The sequence below is a fragment of the Pandoraea morbifera genome (assembly GCF_902459575.1).
Classification (GTDB): domain Bacteria; phylum Pseudomonadota; class Gammaproteobacteria; order Burkholderiales; family Burkholderiaceae; genus Pandoraea; species Pandoraea morbifera.
Genome location: NZ_CABPSD010000001.1, coordinates 485,578 through 502,106 on the forward strand (window position 1 = coordinate 485,578; position 16,529 = coordinate 502,106).

Genomic DNA, 16,529 nt, shown 5'->3' on the forward strand with positions numbered 1-16,529 from the left:
GCTCCTGTCGGTCGTTCGTGAATGGGATGGAGGGTATGTCGGATCGCCCTGACGATCAGGGCCTGGCCGCGGCGAACAGCCGGAAGAAGTTTTCCGTGGTCGCCTCGGCAATCTTCTGCAGCGGCTCGCCGCGCAAGTCCGCAATGAATTCAGCCACATGGCGCACGTAGCCAGGTTGATTGAGCTTGCCGCGATACGGCACCGGCGCCAGATACGGCGCATCCGTCTCGATCAGCATGCGCTCGAGCGGCACGCGGCGCGCCACGTCCTGTAAATCGCGGGCGCTCTTGAACGTGACGATGCCCGAAAACGAAATATAGAAGTTCTGGTCCAGCGCGCCCTGGGCCACCTCCCAGCTCTCGGTGAAGCAATGCATTACGCCCGCCGGCTCGCCAGCGTGTTCCTCGCGCATGATGCGCAAGGTGTCCTCGGCCGCCGAGCGCGTGTGAATGATGAGCGGCTTGCCCGTTGCGCGCGCGGCCCGGATGTGCGTGCGAAAGCGCTCGCGCTGCCACGCCATGTCCTCGATGCTGCGGCCTTCCAGCCGGTAGTAGTCGAGCCCCGTCTCGCCGATGGCCACGACCTTCGGCGTGGCGGCCAGTCGCACGAGATCGTCGACGCTCGGCTCCGGCGTGTCCTCGTAATCGGGGTGCACCCCGACGGACGCGAACACATTCTCATGCTGTGCAGCGATCGCCAGCACTTGCGGCAGCGTCGGCAGATCCACGCTCACACACAGCGCGTGGCTCACCTTGTTCTCGCGCATGCGCGCGAGCAGGTCGGGCATTTGCTCGGCCAGTTCGGGGAAATTGATATGACAGTGCGAATCGATGAACATGATGTGCGATCGGTTGTCGGTGCCCTGCGTCAAAGCGACGCGGGTCCACCGAACAACTGTTTGTATTGCAGGAAAAGCGCCTCGAGCAGCACGCGCGTGTTGAGCGGGTGGTTCTGCACCTGACGCTGCTGCGCGAGCTCGCGCAGGAACCCGAGCAGACGAACGTCGTCCGTGGCCTCACCGCAGCGACGCAACGCCTGCGCCTGCCCAGGGAAAAAGCGTACCGTTGCGGCCATGCGCTCGGCGAGCACGTCGAAGCACCACCGCTGGAGCGTCTCCAGAATGCCGGGCAAATTGCCCTTGTGGAGCTGTTCGGCGCACGCAAACGCGTCGATGGCGGCGCCCTGCGCGAGCTGGCCTAGCATCCAGTCGCGCCAGCCGCGCTCGTCGGGCTCCGCGAGCGAGCGCGCCGCCAGCGGCGCACCGCCCGCCTCGGCCAGCACCGCAGCGGCCGTGGCCGCATCGAGCCCCGCTTCTCCCATCAGCCATTGCGTAGCCTGTTGCGCGTCCGGACGGGTCAGCACCAAGCGCCGGCAGCGGGAGAGGATGGTGGGTAGCAGACGATCCGGCTGCGTCGTCACCAGCAGGAACACGAGCCCCTCGGGCGGCTCTTCGAGGGTCTTGAGCAAGGCATTCGCCGCATGTACGTTGAGCGCCTCGGCCGGATACAGCAGCACGACGCGACGCCCTTGCCGGTGCGAGCCCAGACTCGCGAAGTCGATCACTTCGCGCACCTGCTCGATCTTGATTTCCTTGCTCGGTGTCTTGGTCTTCTTCTCGCTGTCACCATCCGCGCGCGCCTCGGCGCCGGGCAGGCTGTCGGCAAGCGCTTCGGGACAGACGGCGCGAAAGTCCGGATGATTGCCGCTGGCGAACCACTGGCAGGCGCCGCACGTACCGCACGGCAGGCGATCGTCACGCGGGGATTCGCAAAGCAAGCCCTGTGCAAACGTACGGGCCAGCGCGATCTCGCCGATGCCGGGCACGGCTTGCAGCAGCAAGGCATGCGGCATCTGGGCGCGCAGGTCGTTCAGGCGTGTCCAGTCGTGTGACTGCCACGGATAAAGCATGTGAGCTCCTTGGCCGGGAGAGCGAAAGCGGCGCGAAATTGCCACGCCGGTCTGGGCGTCAACGCCCCGGTCGTGCCGCACCCGTCGGCGACATGACCGGATTATCGCGCGTATTGCGCGTCAGCGCGTCAGCGCGTCCCGTGCGCGGGCACGCCCAGGCGGGCGAAGATGCCGGCGAGCTGTGCGGCGATGGCGTCGATGCTCTGGGCGGCGTCGATCACGACGAACCGCTCGGGCGATGCCTCGGCACGGCGCAGATACGCTTCGCGCACCCGGGTGAAGAATGCCGCCGATTCGCGCTCGAACTTGTCCGGCGCACGAGCGCCCGCCAGGCGGGCGGCGGCAATCGCCGGATCGAGGTCAAAGAGAATGGTCAGATCGGGCTGGCGAGTGCCCTGCACCCAGCGTTCGAGAATCGCGAGCTTCTCTTGTGACAGCCCGCGCCCGCCGCCCTGATAAGCGAACGTGGCATCGGTAAAACGGTCGGAGACGACCCAGTCGCCGCGCGCGAGCGCCGGCTCGATCACCTTGGCCAGATGCTCGCGGCGTCCGGCGAACATCAGCAAGGCCTCGGTTTCGAGCTCCATCGGCTCGTCGAGCACCAGCTTTCGCAGCGCTTCACCCAGCGGCGTGCCGCCCGGTTCGCGCGTGGCGACAACATGACGCCCCGCAGCGGCAAGTCCCTGACGCAAGGTGTCGACAAACGCGTTCACGTGCGTGCTCTTGCCCGCGCCGTCAATCCCTTCGAACGTCACGAACTTGCCCGGCGCGACGGCCGGCGTTTCGGGAGAATGCGTCATTGCTCACCTCGTTGATATTTGTCCACGGCGCGATTGTGCTCCTGCAGGTTCGTCGAGAAGTGGCTCGTGCCGTCGCCGCGCGCCACGAAGTACAAGGCGTCGGTCGGCGCGGGGTTGAGCGCCGCCGCGAGCGACGCCACGCCCGGCAGTGCGATGGGTGTCGGCGGCAAGCCCGCGCGCGTGTAGGTGTTGTAGGGCGTGTCCGTCTGCAAGTCGCGCTTGCGCAGACGCCCCGTGTACAGGTCCCCCATGCCGTAGATCACTGTGGGATCGGTTTGAAGCAGCATGCGCTTGCGCAGACGGTTCACGAACACGGCCGCCACCTGGGCGCGCTCCACCGCCTGCCCCGTCTCCTTCTCGACGAGCGACGCCATGATAAGCGCCTCGTACGGCGTGGTGTACGGCAGCCCCGGTGCGCGCGCGGCCCACGCTTCGTCCAGACGCTTCTGCATCAGGCGATACGCGCGCTTGTAGATGTCGATATCGCTCGTGCCTTTCGGAAACAGGTAGGTGTCCGGAAAGAACATGCCTTCGGCTTCGGCCCGGTCGGCGCCCACGAGTTGCATGATGTCGGCGTCCGGCAGGCCGGTCGTGTCGTGACGCAGCGCCGGGTTCGCGTCGAGCTCGGCGCGCATCTTCTTGAAGGTCCAGCCCTCGATGATCGTCACGACGTATTGATTGACGTCGCCGCGCGCGAGCTTTTCCATCACTTCGATGGGGGTGACGCCCGTGGCGAACTCGTAGTTGCCAGACTTCAGACGGGTTCCCACGTCCATGACCCGTGCCAGCAGGTTGAACAGCAGCGGGTGCACCGGTACACCACCGGTGCGCAATTGCGCGGCCACGCTGCGCACCGAGCTGTAGGGCTTGATCGTGACGTCGAGCGTCGGCTTGCCCAATTGCAGCGGCGTCTGCGCCCAATAGTAAAAGGCGCCGCCCGCCGCCAGCGCCGCGACGATCGACAATACCAACAGGCGTTTGATGAAATACATGAATTGCATGAGTAAGCCACGTGCGCCAATCGAGGGCGACCGCGGGTTCGGGGGGGACTCGGTCAGCCGGGGCGAAATGCGCCGCACGGGTGACTCGCGGCGCATTTCGCGCATCGAACCGGGCTCGCACGTCCTGGCGGAAGACCCAATATAATACTTTGACTTGCCGAACCCTCACAGATTGACAGGCACCCTCGTTTATGACCTCCCAATGGCGTGACCTTCTGCCGCATGCGGCAGCCGCATCTTCCACCGAACGCTTGCTTGACGCCGCCGCGCTCGCCGCCCAGTTCGACGCAATGCGCAACGGCAGTTTCGTGTCGCTCGCGAGCGATACCGGACTGATTGCCGTGAACGGCGCCGACGCCGGCGCCTTCCTGCATGGACAACTGACCAACGACGTCGAGCGGCTCGCACCCGCGCAGGCTCGCCTGGCGGGCTATTGCTCCGCGAAGGGTCGGTTGCTCGCCACGTTCCTGATGTGGCGCGACACCTCCGCCGACGCGACGATCTACCTCGCATGCGATGCCGATGTGCAGGCGGCCATCCAGAAGCGTCTGTCGATGTTCGTGCTGCGCGCGAAGGCAAAACTCAGCGACGGCACGGCGACCCACGTACTGTTCCAGGTCGGAGGCCCGGCCGCCGAAGCCGTGCTCGCCAAGACGTTCGCGTCGCTGCCGGGCGCAGCGCTCGCTGCCGTGCACGGCACGCTCGGCGATGCGCCGACGAGCCTCGTGCGTCTGCCGGACGCAGGCACCGCCCGCGCATTGCCGCGCTTCCTGTGGAGCGTGCCGGTCGCGCAGGCCGGTGCCGCATGGGCATCGCTCACGCAGGCGGCCGGGGTCGTGGCGGTCGCCCCCGACATCGCCGCCTGGCTGGACGTGCATAGCGGCGTGCCACGCGTCACGAGCGCGACGCAAGAGCAGTTCGTGCCGCAAATGATCAACTGGGAAGTCGTGGGTGGCGTGAATTTCCGCAAGGGGTGCTATCCCGGGCAGGAAGTCGTGGCTCGCAGTCAGTATCGCGGCACGATCAAGCGACGTCTGCATCTCGCCCACATCGACGGCGCACCGCCGCAACCGGGACAGGAACTCGTCGAGACAAGCGACCCCGAGCAGCCGTGCGGCATGGTCGTGCAGGCAGCCATCGCACCGAACGGCGGCTACGACGCGCTGGTCGAACTCAAGCTCGCCGCGCGCGAAGCGAACGATGTGCGCCTGGGTGCGGCCGACGGCCCGGCACTTGCGTTTGCCGAACTGCCCTACGACATCGTCGACCCCACCGAAGCTCCCGCCTCGTCGACAGCCGCGTCCTGAACGGCGCGCCACGACAACCGATGGACTGTTACGTGTACTACCGCGTCTCGACACACGATGCCGCCCCCGCACGGCTCGCCGCCGCGCATCTGCTCGCGCTGGCGGCCGCACGCTTCGGTGTGAGGGGCCGCCTTCAATGGCGGGTGGGAGCGCCGGAAAGCCACGCCGCCACCCTGTGCACCACCTGGATGGAGCGCTACGACCAGGTCGATGACGCCTTCGTCGCCGCCCTGCCCTCGCTGGTTGCCGAATCCGGCCTGGCCACGCTGGTGCAGGGCGAGCGCCATGTCGAGTGTTTTGTCGACGCGACCGACGCCCCGCCCCCATGTGCCTGATCGTCTTTTCCTGGACACCCGACGCCCCCACCCCGCTGGTTCTGCTGGCCAACCGCGACGAGTTCTTCGAGCGTCCCGCCGAGCCGATGCACTGGTGGCGCGATCGCACCGACGTGCTGGCCGGACGGGACCTGCGCGGTGGCGGAACGTGGCTGGGCGTCAATCGCTCGGGACGGTTTGCCGCGCTCACGAACTTCCGCGACGGCAGGGCGCCGATGGCGCCAAAGGACGCGCCTTCGCGCGGACTGCTGGTGTCGGCAATGCTCGACGCGACACCGTTTGACGACGATCTCGCTCGCGTGGAGAAGCATGCCCATGAATATGCGGGTTTCAACCTGCTGACCGGCGACCTACCCGCGGGCAAGTTGTTCTGGCTCGGCAATCGCGACCACGCTCGCACCGGCCGGGACGGCGACTCCCCCAGGCGCGCGCTCCCCGTCGCCCACCCAATCGCCGCGGGCATTCATGGGCTTTCGAATGCCCTGCTGGACACGCCCTGGCCGAAGCTGGTGAGCCGTCGCCACGCGCTGCGGGCCGCCCTGGCCGAAGGCGCCGATGACGTGACGTTGCTCACGCTCATGCGCGATCCGACTCAGGCGCCCGACGACGCGTTGCCCGAAACCGGCGTGACGCCCGCGTGGGAGAAGGCGCTGTCCGCCGCCTTCATCGCGTCTCCTGCTTATGGCACCCGGTGCACGACGCTGCTGCGCTATCACCGCGATGGCACGCTCGAACTCACCGAGTCGACCGTGTCGCCGGGGCAAAGCGCCAACGATCTGAACGATTTGCGACGGTATCGCTTCCAGATTGCGCGAACCTGATGCGCCTTCGCTGCGTTACATCGGGCGCGCCGCGACGCCAGGGCGCCCGACGTGATGCGCGCCTACACCAGTCTCACGATCTGCTTGCCGAAGTTCTCGCCCTTGAGCAGGCCGAGAAACGCGGCCGGCGCGTTCTCGATGCCTTGCGTGATCGTCTCGCGGTAGCGCAGTTCTCCGGCGGCGACGGCATCCGTGAGTTCCTTGAGCGCCTGCGGCCAGACGTCCATGTGCTCGGTCACGATGAAGCCTTCGAGACGCACCCGATTCGTGAGCAGCAGCGCCGGATGCTTCATCGGAATCGGGTCGCCGTTGTAGCCCGAGATCATGCCGCACAACGCAATGCGCGAATGGGCGTTGAGGTTGCGCATGACGGCGTCGAGCACCTCGCCGCCAACGTTCTCGAAGTATCCGTCGATGCCGTCCGGCGCCGCCGCGCGCAGCGCTTCGTACACGTTGCCGGCCTTGTAGTCGACGCAGGCGTCGAAGCCGAGCGTCTGCACGACATAGTCGCACTTCTGTTCGCCACCGGCGATGCCGACTACGCGACATCCGGCGCGTTTGGCGAGTTGCCCCACCACACTTCCCACCGCCCCGGACGCCGCGCTGACCGCCACCGTCTCCCCTGGCTTCGGGCAGATGATTCGGTTCAGGCCGTACCAGGCAGTCACGCCCGGCATGCCGGCCGCCCCGAGATACACGCTCATCGGTACGCGCGAGTCGCGAAGTCGCTGAAGATTGCTGCCATCCGAGATGCCGTACTCCTGCCAGCCGAACATCGCGGAAACCGCGTCGCCCGGCTGCCATTCGGGATGGCGCGATTCGATCACTTCGCCGACCGTTGCACCGATCATCACGGTATCGAGCGGTTGCGGCGGCGCATACGATTTGGTGTCGTTCATCCTGCCCCGCATGTACGGGTCGAGCGACAGATAGAAATTTCGGACCAGCACCTGGCCCTCTCCCAGTTCCGGCAGCTCGGGGGCCGCGAGATGAAAGTTATCGAGCGTGGCTTCGCCCTTCGGGCGCGAAACCAATAGAATCTGACGGTTGATCGTCATGGCATTTCCTCCGTGTCATGCGCGCTCCGAGGCACGCTTCACCAGGCCCATACGGCCGGTCAGTCGCCTCGCGGCTCGCTGGGTCGGCGTTGCTCGCGCACATCGCGTCCTACCGCAAGGCGTCGCAGATACTTGAACGTGCCCATCGCCTTGGCCACCAACTTGCCATTGGCATCACGCACTTCGCCTTCGCAATAGGCCATCGTGGTCGAACGATGCAGCAAGCGACCGTAGGCGCGCATCTCGCCGGAGCCCGGCTGCATGAAGCTCGTCTTCATCTCGATGGTGACCACCCCCGTGCCCTCTGGCGCCACGCTGCGGCTCGCCGTACTCAACGCAACGTCAAGCAGGGCCATCGTCACACCGCCGTGCATCACCTCCCAACTGTTGAGATGCTTCGGTGCGAGCGGCAAACGCAACTCCGACTCGCCATTCTCGGCGCGCAGCAATTCAATGCCGAGAAGATCGATAAAACCCGAGTGAATCGTCACCGCGCTCATTGGCCACTCCGAAACTGCCGAAATTGCTTGTTCATTGTCACTTTGCCCACTGACGGCACCGCGCCTCGCACGCAGCGTCCGTCATGCCTTTGATCGCCGACGCCACGCGCCCGGCGCCCAGATTTTTTACTCCCGCGCCACCCCGGCTGCGGCAAGCGACGCCCACGCGGTGGCCAGCGAGCCATCGAGATTGATCGCCCGGCACGCGCGCTCGATCACGCAGACATCAAAGCCTGCCGCCCTCGCGTCGAGCGCACTCCACGCCACACAGAAGTCCGTAGCAAGGCCGGCACAATGCACGCGTCGCACACCTTTCTCGCGCAGGTATCCGGCCAGCCCCGTCGGCGTGCGCCGGTCTGCCTCGACAAATGCCGAGTAGCTGTCGACGCTTGACTGATAGCCCTTGCGCACCACGGCCTGCGCGTGCGGAACGTGGAGATCCGCATGCAATGCCGCGCCGTGCGTGTCCTGCACGCAATGCGTCGGCCACAGCACCTGCTCGCCGTATGGCAGCGCGATCGTCTCGAACGGCTGCCGCCCAGCGTGGCTCCGCGCAAACGAGACATGGTCGGCCGGATGCCAGTCCTGCGTGAGCACGACATGCGCGAACTGACTCGCAAGCCCATTGATTACCGGCACCACTTCGTGACCGTTCGGCACCGCCAATGCCCCACCGGGCATGAAATCGTTCTGCACGTCGATGACGAGCAGCACTTCGTCCATTGGCTTCATTTCCACGTCCCTTGTCCCGTCATGGCGCCACGTCGATCCGGCGAACCCGGCGCCCGGCATCGTGTCGCTCAGCCGTTGCCGGGCGCCGCTCAACCATTGAAACGCTTGCCCGCCTCGGCCAGTTCGACGAGTCGTGTCGCCGGGGTCCAATCTTCGCCATGCTCGCCCTGGGCGAACTCGCGCACGCGTGCCAGCACGTTATCGAGGCCGACGCTGTCGGCATAGAGCATCGGACCACCGCGCCAGAGGGGGAACCCATAACCATTCAAATACACCATGTCGATGTCGGACGCGCGGGCCGCCGTTCCATCGGCCAGTACCTTGGCGCCTTCGTTGACGAGCGCGTAGACCAGGCGATCGACGATCTCCTCGTCGGAATAGACGCGCGGAGCGATACCGTTCGCGCGGCGGTAGTCGTCGAGCATCTGCGCCACCTTTGCCGATTCGCGCGGCGTGCGGTCGCCTTCGGCGTAGTCGTACCAACCAGCGTGCGTCTTCTGTCCGTAACGGCCGGCCTCGCACAGCACGTCGGCGATCTTCGGATACACAATGCCGGGATGCTCGGCGTGACGACGCTTTCGAATTGCCCAACTCACATCATTGCCGGCCAGATCGCTGGTTCGGAACGGCCCCATCGCGAAGCCGAACCGCTCGATGGCGGCATCGACCTGTGCGGGCGTTGCGCCCTGCTCGACCATCCACTGCGACTGCTTGAAGTACGGCTCGAGCATGCGATTGCCGATGAAACCGTCACACACGCGCGCCACCACGGCCAGCTTGCCGATCCGCTTGGCCAGCTTCATGACGGTGGCCAACACGTCGTTGGCGGTGTCGGCACCTCGCACCACCTCGAGCAGGCGCATCACGTTGGCCGGGCTGAAGAAATGCATGCCGACGACGTCCTGCGCCCGCGACGTGGTCCGCGCAAGCGCGTCGAGGTCGAGTGTCGACGTGTTCGATGCGAGAATCGCGCCGGATTTGGCCACCTTGTCGAGCTCGCGGAAGACAACCTGCTTGATCGCCATGTCCTCGAAGACCGCCTCGACGATCAGGTCGGCATCGGCGACCGCCGCGAAATCCGTGCTGCCGTGAATGCGGGCCAGGCGCTTGTCCGCCTCATCGGCAGCAAGCTTGCCGCGCGTGACCGCACGCGCATAGTTGCCGCGCATCGTCTCGAGACCGCGCGCCAGTGCCGCGTCGGTCGTATCGACGAGCGTGACCGGGAGTCCCGCGTTGGCGAACGCCATGGCGATGCCGCCGCCCATGGTGCCGGCGCCGATCACGGCCACGCGCTCGATCGTGCGCACCGGCGTATCGTCCGGCACATCCGCGATCTTGCCCGCCGCGCGTTCGCCGAGAAAGGCGTGGCGCAAGGCCTTGGACTCGGGCGAGCTGACCAGTGCCACGAAACATTCGCGCTCGAACTTCACGCCGTCGTCGAACGCACGCGACAGTGCCGCCTCCACGGCCGCCACGCATTTGTGTGGCGCGGGGAAGTGCGGTTGCTCTCGCTGAACTCTCTCTCGCGCGGCGTCGATGGCGGCTTTCGCGGCGCCGTCGGTGTCCTCGATCGCGACATCGCGCAACCTCGGCAACGTCTCGCCGCGCGCGGCCACGTCATTGGCGAAGGCAATGGCGCCAGTCAGCAGGTCGTCATGCGAGCCCTCGAACAGTTTCGAAAAGAGCGTGCCGACCAAGGCTTCCGACTTCACCACGCGGCCCGTCACGACCATGTCGAGCGCACGCGCGACACCGATGGCGCGCGGCAGTCGTTGCGTGCCTCCCGCGCCGGGCAACAACCCGAGCTTGACCTCCGGCAGCGCGATCTGCGCCCCGGGCAGCGCCACCCGGTAGTGACAAGCCAATGCCAGCTCCAGGCCACCGCCCATGGCAACGGCATGCACCGCGGCAACCACGGGTTTGGCACAGGCGTCGAGTGCGGCAATCACGTCCACCAGCAGCGGGCTTTGCGTGGCCTTCGGCGTATTGAACTCGCGGATATCGGCCCCGCCGGAAAATGCCTTGCCGGCACCGATCAGCACGATGGCTCGCACCTGCGCGTCGGCCTGGGCGCGGGCCAATCCTTCGGCGATACCCGCGCGGGTCGCATGTCCCAGGCCGTTGACAGGGGGATTTTCCAGCGTAATGACCGCTATGCCGTCGCGAACCTCGTAAGCCGTGCTCATCGTTGTCTCTTTCCTTGTATTGTCCGTTCGTTGGGGGTGCCGCGAGCGCGCCGGCCGCGGCAATACGATCGTTCGATTCTAGCGCAGCGCTAGACCTCGAGCCATTCGCGCCGGACTGCGGATGCGGCGACCAATGCTTCCGGCTCGCCCTCGAAGACGAGCTTGCCTCGGCCCATGACCGCAACCCGCTGCGCACATGTGAGCGCGAGCGACAGCTTTTGTTCGATCAGCAGGATCGCCACGCCGGTGGCCCGAAGATCCGTGAGGATTCGCCCGATTCGCGCAACGACGCGAGGCGCCAGACCTTCGGTCGGCTCATCGACGATCAGGAGCGACGGCCCGGCCATCATGGCCCGACATAGCGCGAGCAGTTGTTGCTCGCCGCCGGAGAGCGCCCCCGCCGGCGTGTCCCGGCGCGGTGCAAGCTCCTCGAACCGCTCGAATGCCTGCGCGAGCGTAAGCGCACGACGCTCATGCGCAATGGCCTCACCCGGGCGCTGCCACGCTGCGCGCAGACGTCCCCATCCTCCCACCAGCCCCCGACTTGCCCGCTGGCCCAGCAGCAGATTCTGCGCCACCGTCAGGGGTGCGAAGACATCGCGCGTTTCCGGCACGTAGCCAATGCCCAATCGTGCGATTCGATGCGGCGCGAGCGAGACCAGCGATCGTCCGTGCCAGCGAATTTCCCCCTCTCGCGGCAATTGCCCCATGATCGCCCTGGCCAACGTGGAGCGCCCCGCGCCGTTGCGGCCGAGCACCGCCACGATCTCCCCGGGCGCCACTCGCAGCGTGACGCCGTGCAGGACACGGCTTCCCCCATACCCCGCACGGACGTCGATCAGCTCAAGCATCGCGGGTCTCCCCGGCGCCGGCGGGCCCAAGCGCATCGGCATAGTCGCCCAGATACGCAGTGCGAACATCCGGATGCTGACGAATTCGCTCCGGCGTGTCGCAGGCAATGACCGCGCCTCGCGCGAGCACGGCGATTCGGTCTGCCAGCGAGAAAACCACTTGCATGTCGTGCTCGATCATCAGCAACGCTCGCCCGCGGCTCAGTTCCGCAATGAGCGCCACCATGCGCGCGGACTCCGACTGACTCATCCCGGCGGTCGGCTCGTCAAGCAACATCACGCTGCCCGCCGACGCCGCGCACATCCCGACTTCGAGCACGCGCTGTTCCGCATAACTCAACGCGCCCGCCGGCACGTCGCGCCGAGCCTCCAGTCCAAGGCGCGCCAGCCACGCTTCGCTGCGCCTTGTCACGTCGTCGAGTCCACGCATGCGCCGCCAGAAGGTGTAGCGGTGGCCGCTCGGCCAAAGTCCCGCGCAACGCAGATGGTCGATCACGCTCATGTGTCCGAACAACTGCGACGTCTGAAAACTGCGCGACAGCCCGCGACGACTGATCACGTGTGGCGCGCGCCCGGTGACGTCGCGCGCATGCAGGAAGACACGGCCCTTGTCGGGTTGCGTCCGTCCGGTGATGACGTCGAACAACGTACTTTTACCGGCGCCATTCGGTCCGATGATGGCCAGACGCTCCCCGGCCGTCAGCGCCAGATCGACACCGCTTAACACCTGCGTTCTGCCGAACGACTTGTGCAGCCCACGAACGCTGAGCAACGGTGAGGGCGTCTCGACGGCCATCGTGCGCCTCGTCGTGTGTCTCATTGTCCCCCCTGCGCCGCCAGACGCACGGCGGCCACGGCGCGACGCAATCGAGCGCTCGCGCGCGCAAGCACCGCCAGCCCCGCCACGGCCGCCAGCGCGGCCAGCGTCCATGCGCCAGCGCCCGGCGTGCTAACGCCGCCGTTCGTCGACAACCCGGCGTCGGCCGCCAGACGCGAACCGTAGGTCATCTCGACGATCGCGACCAGGCCACCGGCAAACAGCGCCATGCCGACGCAAACGCCGGCGTAGGGCTTCCACAGCCGACGTACCGCGCCACAACGCCACGCCTGTATGTGCCCCGCCATCAACCCCGCGACGCCCCCAGGCGCGAATATCACCACGGCGAGAAACCCCAGCCCCACGTAGAGCTGCCATGCCCGCGTGAATGTGGCGAGCACCACGGTCGCCAGCACCCCGATCACGGCCCCTATCATCGGTCCGACGAAGTAGGCCGTGCCGCCGAGCACCGTGAAGACGAGCACGACGCCCGAGCGCTCAAGGCTGAACGTATCGGCGCTGACCAGCTCGAAATTCAGGGCACCCAGGGCGCCGGCCACACCCGCGAACGCCGCCGCGATGATCTGCATGCGGTAACGCACCGCGGCCGGCGACTGTCCGAGAAACGCGACCCGCCCGTCGTTATCCCGCACCGCGCGCGCGAGAAACCCGAGCGGGGTGCGTGTCACGCCATACATCAGCCCGGCGCAGACGAACCACCAGAAGGCGACCAGCCCATAGACCTCGCGCTGTGTCGCGAACGTCGCGCCGAACCACGCCGCGCCGAGCGTTCTGTCCGTCGGTATGCCGCGCTCGCCGCCGAACCACTCAGGCAGCATGGCGGCCATCACCCAGACGAGTTCCGCGACACCCAGCGTAATCATGGCGAACGTCATGCCGGCGCGACGCGTGGTGACATAGCCCAGCGTGGCCCCTGCAATGCCGCCGGCGAATGCGCCCACCAACGGCACCAGCGCCATCGACACGGGCCAGCCGTGCATGCCGATACGATTCATGCACCACACCGCGGCATAGGCGCCCACGCCCGCATAGGTCGCGTGGCAGAAGCTCAACAGTCCCGTCGTCCCGAGCAGCAGATTGAACGACAGCGCGAGAATCGCCGCCGTTCCCATCTGCGTCATGAGTGTCAGGGCGGCGTCGGAAGGAAAGCACCGGGGAGCAATGCCCAGTGCCAGCGCAAAGCACACCCACGCGATGCCCCGACGCGTGATCGGAGCCGCTGCGGCGAACATATCCCGCATCATCCCTCCCGCACGCCAAGAAGCCCGCGCGGGCGCCATAACAGCACCGCCACCATCAACAGGTATGGCACCGCGGGCGCGAGCTGCGCCACGCTCAGCCGGGCCAGGGGTGCCAGAGGGGCGAGCGCGCCCGCCTGCGCTGACGGCCACCACGCCGCCAGGCTCGCATCGCTCGTGACGGCCCACGTCTGCAACAGTCCGATGAGCAGCGATGCCACGAAAGCACCGCCCAACGATCCAAGCCCCCCAACGACCACTACCACGAACACGACACTGCCCACCGTTGCCGCCATCCCCGGCTCCGTGACGAGCACGTTGCCGCCCGCCGCGCCGGCGAGCGCCGCCAGCGCCGCGCCGCAGGCGAATACGCCCGTGTATAGCGCAGGCACGTCGTAGCCGAGCGCCTGCGTCATCGCGGGCTGCGACAGGGCGGCCTGCAGCACGAGCCCGGCGCGCGTCGCACGCAGCGCTACCCAGACCAGAAGCGCAATCGCGCATGCCAGCAGCATCAGGAACCATCGGTAGGCAGGTACCGCCACCCCTGCGATGCCGATCAGGGTCCCGTCGAGCGCGGCCGGCACGGCATAGTCCACCGGACCACGGCCCCACGCCAACTGCACCAGCTCGACCACGACATAGGCCAGCCCGAATGTGGCGAGCAACTCCGCCAGCGCGCCGCGTGCCCGCAGCCGCCGAAGCACACCGCGCTCGAACAATGCCCCGACAGCGCCGACGAGCAGCGGCGCCGAGATGAGCGCCGCCCAGAACCCGATCTTTGCCGACAGCGCATAAGCGAAGTACGCGCCCAGCATGTAGAAACTGGCATGCGCGAAGTTCAGCACTCCCAGCATGCTGAAGATGAGCGTGAGTCCGCTGGACAGCATGAACAGCAGCAAGCCATAGCTCACCCCATTCACGAGCACGAGGCCGGCGGTGGCACTCAGCAGATGCACTGCGTCTCCTTCGGAATTGTCGGGGAACGACGCGGCGCAAGCCGCCGCGTCGAGGGAATTTCAGGCTGACATTATAGAGGTGACGGACACGGCGATCGCTGACGAATCGCGCGAAAAGCGCCGTCATTACAGGATTTCGGAGGCGTCCGAGGCGGCGATCAGCGCCTTCCCGGTCACCGGTCGGGGCGCGCCGCCACTCCGGCCACCACGGTCGGCGCCCCAGTCCGACAGGCGCCGGCCCTGGCAGCCGGGGTGGCGGCGCGAAGCTCGAACCTACGATGCCGCCTGATGGTCGCGGAACTTCTCGCGCAGCTTGAGCTTGAGCATCTTCCCCGTGGCCGTGTGCGGGATTTCGTCGACAAAGACAACGTCGTCCGGAATCCACCACTTCACGACGCGCCCCTGATAGAACGCCAACACGTCCTCGCGCGACAGCGACGAGCCGGGTTTGCGCACGACCACGAGCAGCGGGCGCTCCTCCCACTTCGGATGCGGCATGGCGATGCATGCCGCCTCGTGAATTTCCGGATGCGCCATGGCGATGTTCTCGACGTCGATCGAACTGATCCATTCGCCGCCCGACTTGATGACATCCTTGCTCCGGTCCGTGATCTGAACGTATCCCTCGGCATCGATGGTCGCCACGTCGCCGGTGGGGAACCAGCCGTCGACCAGCGGCGACGCGTCAGCGCGGAAATAACGCTCCAGCACCCACGGCCCCCGGGCATAAAGGTCTCCGAACGCCTTGCCGTCCCACGGCAACGCTTCGCCGTCGGGTCCCACGATCTTCAGGTCGACGCCATAGATCGCCGTGCCCTGCTTCTCCAGAATATGCTGCTGCGCCTCGGCCGGCAGGTCACGATGATGCTTGCGCAAATGACACAGCGTGCCCAGCGGCGACATCTCGCTCATGCCCCAGGCGTGAATCACGCGCACGCCGTAGTCCCTCTCGAATGTCTGGAGCATGGCCGGCGGACAAGCCGATCCCCCGATCACCGTGCGCTCCAGCGTGGAGAAACGCGCACCGATGGACTTCACGTACGTCAGCAACCCCAGCCAGACGGTCGGCACCCCGGCCGAAAACGTCACCCCCTCGGCCTCGAACAGCTCGTAAAGCGACTTGCCGTCCAGATCCTTGCCCGGAAGCACGAGCTTGGCGCCGACGAGCGCGGCGGAGTACGGTAGTCCCCAGGCGTTCACATGGAACATCGGTACCACCGGCAACACGGCATCGCGGGCCGACATCGCCATCGCATCGGGCAACGACGCACCGAAGGCATGCAGCACGGTGGAGCGATGGCTGTAGAGCACCCCCTTCGGATTGCCGGTCGTGCCCGACGTGTAGCACAGGCCCGACGCCGTGTTCTCGTCGAGCGCCGGCCAGTCGAAGTCGCCGCTTTCCGCTTCGACGATGTCCTCGTAGCACAGCAACGGCAACTGCGACGGCGGCAGATGCGCCCGGTCGGTCAGGGCAATCCAGCCCTCGACGCCCGCACACTGCGGCGCGATCGCCTCGACCAGCGGCAGGAAGTTGATGTCGAACGCGACGAAGCGATCCTCGGCGTGATTGATGATGTAGGCGATCTGCTCCGGGAACAGGCGCGGGTTGACGGTATGAATCACACTGCCCATGCCCGAGACGGCGTAGTAGAGCTCGAGATGGCGATAGCCGTTCCACGCCAGCGTACCCACACGCTCGCCGTCGCCCACGCCGAGCCGGCGCAAGGCCAGGGCAAGCTGCCGCGACCGCCGCTCGGCATCTCGCCACGTGTAGCGGTGAATGTCGCCCTCCACGCGACGCGACACGATCTCGGTGTCGCCGTGGTGACGGGCAGCGTGCGTGAGCAGCGAGGAAATCAGCAGCGGCGCGGCCATCATCTGGCCGAGGAGCGGTGTTGCCATGCGTCGAATCTCCAGAAAAGTCGGAAAAACCGGAATTACGGGGATACGTCGGGAACAGCGATCGACATTCGTGCGTCGCGCATGACGCGCGAGCTG

16 protein-coding genes are annotated in these 16,529 nt (G+C 66.6%); 3 read left to right on the plus strand and 13 right to left on the minus strand.

All coding sequences use genetic code 11. The annotated features are described in order from the left end of the window. Positions 1-55: 55 nt before the first annotated feature. From PMO31116_RS02055 to mltG, 4 genes are all read right to left on the minus strand, one after another. Positions 56-838, minus strand: coding sequence for a TatD family hydrolase (locus PMO31116_RS02055; protein WP_150565233.1), 783 nt, complete (start codon positions 836-838; stop codon positions 56-58). A 29-nt stretch (positions 839-867) separates the two neighbouring features. Further along, positions 868-1,908: a DNA polymerase III subunit delta' gene (gene holB / locus PMO31116_RS02060; RefSeq protein WP_150565234.1), complete on the minus strand. Its 1,041-nt coding sequence runs from the start codon at positions 1,906-1,908 to the stop codon at positions 868-870. 128 nt (positions 1,909-2,036) lie between these two features. Continuing rightward, positions 2,037-2,708, minus strand: coding sequence for a dTMP kinase (gene tmk / locus PMO31116_RS02065; protein ID WP_150565235.1), 672 nt, complete (start codon positions 2,706-2,708; stop codon positions 2,037-2,039). Next, a complete protein-coding gene (mltG, locus tag PMO31116_RS02070) occupies positions 2,705-3,700 on the minus strand; it encodes an endolytic transglycosylase MltG (RefSeq protein WP_150565499.1) in 996 nt (331 codons plus the stop codon). The genes tmk and mltG overlap by 4 nt, the downstream gene beginning before the upstream one ends. A gap of 200 nt (positions 3,701-3,900) precedes the next feature. On the opposite strand from mltG, the gene ygfZ reads away from it, so the two are divergent. From ygfZ to PMO31116_RS02085, 3 genes are read left to right on the plus strand one after another with little or no spacing between them, the layout of a single operon-like run. After that, complete coding sequence (gene ygfZ, locus PMO31116_RS02075) at positions 3,901-5,016, plus strand: CAF17-like 4Fe-4S cluster assembly/insertion protein YgfZ (RefSeq protein ID WP_150565236.1); 1,116 nt, start codon at positions 3,901-3,903, stop codon at positions 5,014-5,016. A 20-nt stretch (positions 5,017-5,036) separates the two neighbouring features. Then, positions 5,037-5,351, plus strand: coding sequence for a DUF4936 family protein (locus PMO31116_RS02080; RefSeq protein WP_150565237.1), 315 nt, complete (start codon positions 5,037-5,039; stop codon positions 5,349-5,351). Next, the gene (locus tag PMO31116_RS02085) at positions 5,342-6,172 is read left to right on the plus strand and encodes an NRDE family protein (protein ID WP_150565238.1); all 831 of its coding nucleotides are present in this window, start codon (positions 5,342-5,344) and stop codon (positions 6,170-6,172) included. The genes PMO31116_RS02080 and PMO31116_RS02085 overlap by 10 nt, the downstream gene beginning before the upstream one ends. Positions 6,173-6,234: 62 nt before the next feature. On the opposite strand, the gene PMO31116_RS02090 is transcribed toward PMO31116_RS02085, so the two are convergent. The 9 genes from PMO31116_RS02090 to PMO31116_RS02130 all read right to left on the minus strand — a co-directional run bounded on the left by PMO31116_RS02090 (position 6,235) and on the right by PMO31116_RS02130 (position 16,433). Then, complete coding sequence (locus tag PMO31116_RS02090) at positions 6,235-7,230, minus strand: NADP-dependent oxidoreductase (RefSeq protein ID WP_150565239.1); 996 nt, start codon at positions 7,228-7,230, stop codon at positions 6,235-6,237. Between the two features lie 59 nt (positions 7,231-7,289). Next, on the minus strand, positions 7,290-7,730 hold the full coding sequence (locus tag PMO31116_RS02095) for a PaaI family thioesterase (RefSeq protein WP_150565240.1): 441 nt from the start codon (positions 7,728-7,730) through the stop codon (positions 7,290-7,292). Positions 7,731-7,856: 126 nt separating this feature from the next. After that, on the minus strand, positions 7,857-8,462 hold the full coding sequence (gene pncA / locus PMO31116_RS02100; RefSeq protein WP_150565500.1) for a bifunctional nicotinamidase/pyrazinamidase: 606 nt from the start codon (positions 8,460-8,462) through the stop codon (positions 7,857-7,859). 89 nt (positions 8,463-8,551) lie between these two features. Beyond that, the gene (locus PMO31116_RS02105; protein ID WP_150565241.1) at positions 8,552-10,648 is read right to left on the minus strand and encodes a 3-hydroxyacyl-CoA dehydrogenase NAD-binding domain-containing protein; all 2,097 of its coding nucleotides are present in this window, start codon (positions 10,646-10,648) and stop codon (positions 8,552-8,554) included. Between the two features lie 89 nt (positions 10,649-10,737). After that, on the minus strand, positions 10,738-11,499 hold the full coding sequence (locus tag PMO31116_RS02110; RefSeq protein ID WP_150565242.1) for an ABC transporter ATP-binding protein: 762 nt from the start codon (positions 11,497-11,499) through the stop codon (positions 10,738-10,740). Beyond that, a complete protein-coding gene (locus PMO31116_RS02115) occupies positions 11,492-12,295 on the minus strand; it encodes an ABC transporter ATP-binding protein (RefSeq protein WP_150565243.1) in 804 nt (267 codons plus the stop codon). The genes PMO31116_RS02110 and PMO31116_RS02115 overlap by 8 nt, the downstream gene beginning before the upstream one ends. A 20-nt stretch (positions 12,296-12,315) precedes the next feature. After that, positions 12,316-13,569 carry a branched-chain amino acid ABC transporter permease gene (locus PMO31116_RS02120; protein ID WP_246185101.1) on the minus strand — a complete coding sequence of 418 codons (1,254 nt, stop codon included), beginning with the start codon at positions 13,567-13,569 and terminating at the stop codon, positions 12,316-12,318. 8 nt (positions 13,570-13,577) lie between these two features. Further along, complete coding sequence (locus PMO31116_RS02125) at positions 13,578-14,531, minus strand: branched-chain amino acid ABC transporter permease (RefSeq protein WP_150565245.1); 954 nt, start codon at positions 14,529-14,531, stop codon at positions 13,578-13,580. A gap of 273 nt (positions 14,532-14,804) precedes the next feature. Continuing rightward, positions 14,805-16,433, minus strand: a complete 1,629-nt coding sequence (locus PMO31116_RS02130) for a 3-(methylthio)propionyl-CoA ligase (protein WP_150565246.1) — start codon at positions 16,431-16,433, stop codon at positions 14,805-14,807. Positions 16,434-16,529: the final 96 nt, after the last annotated feature.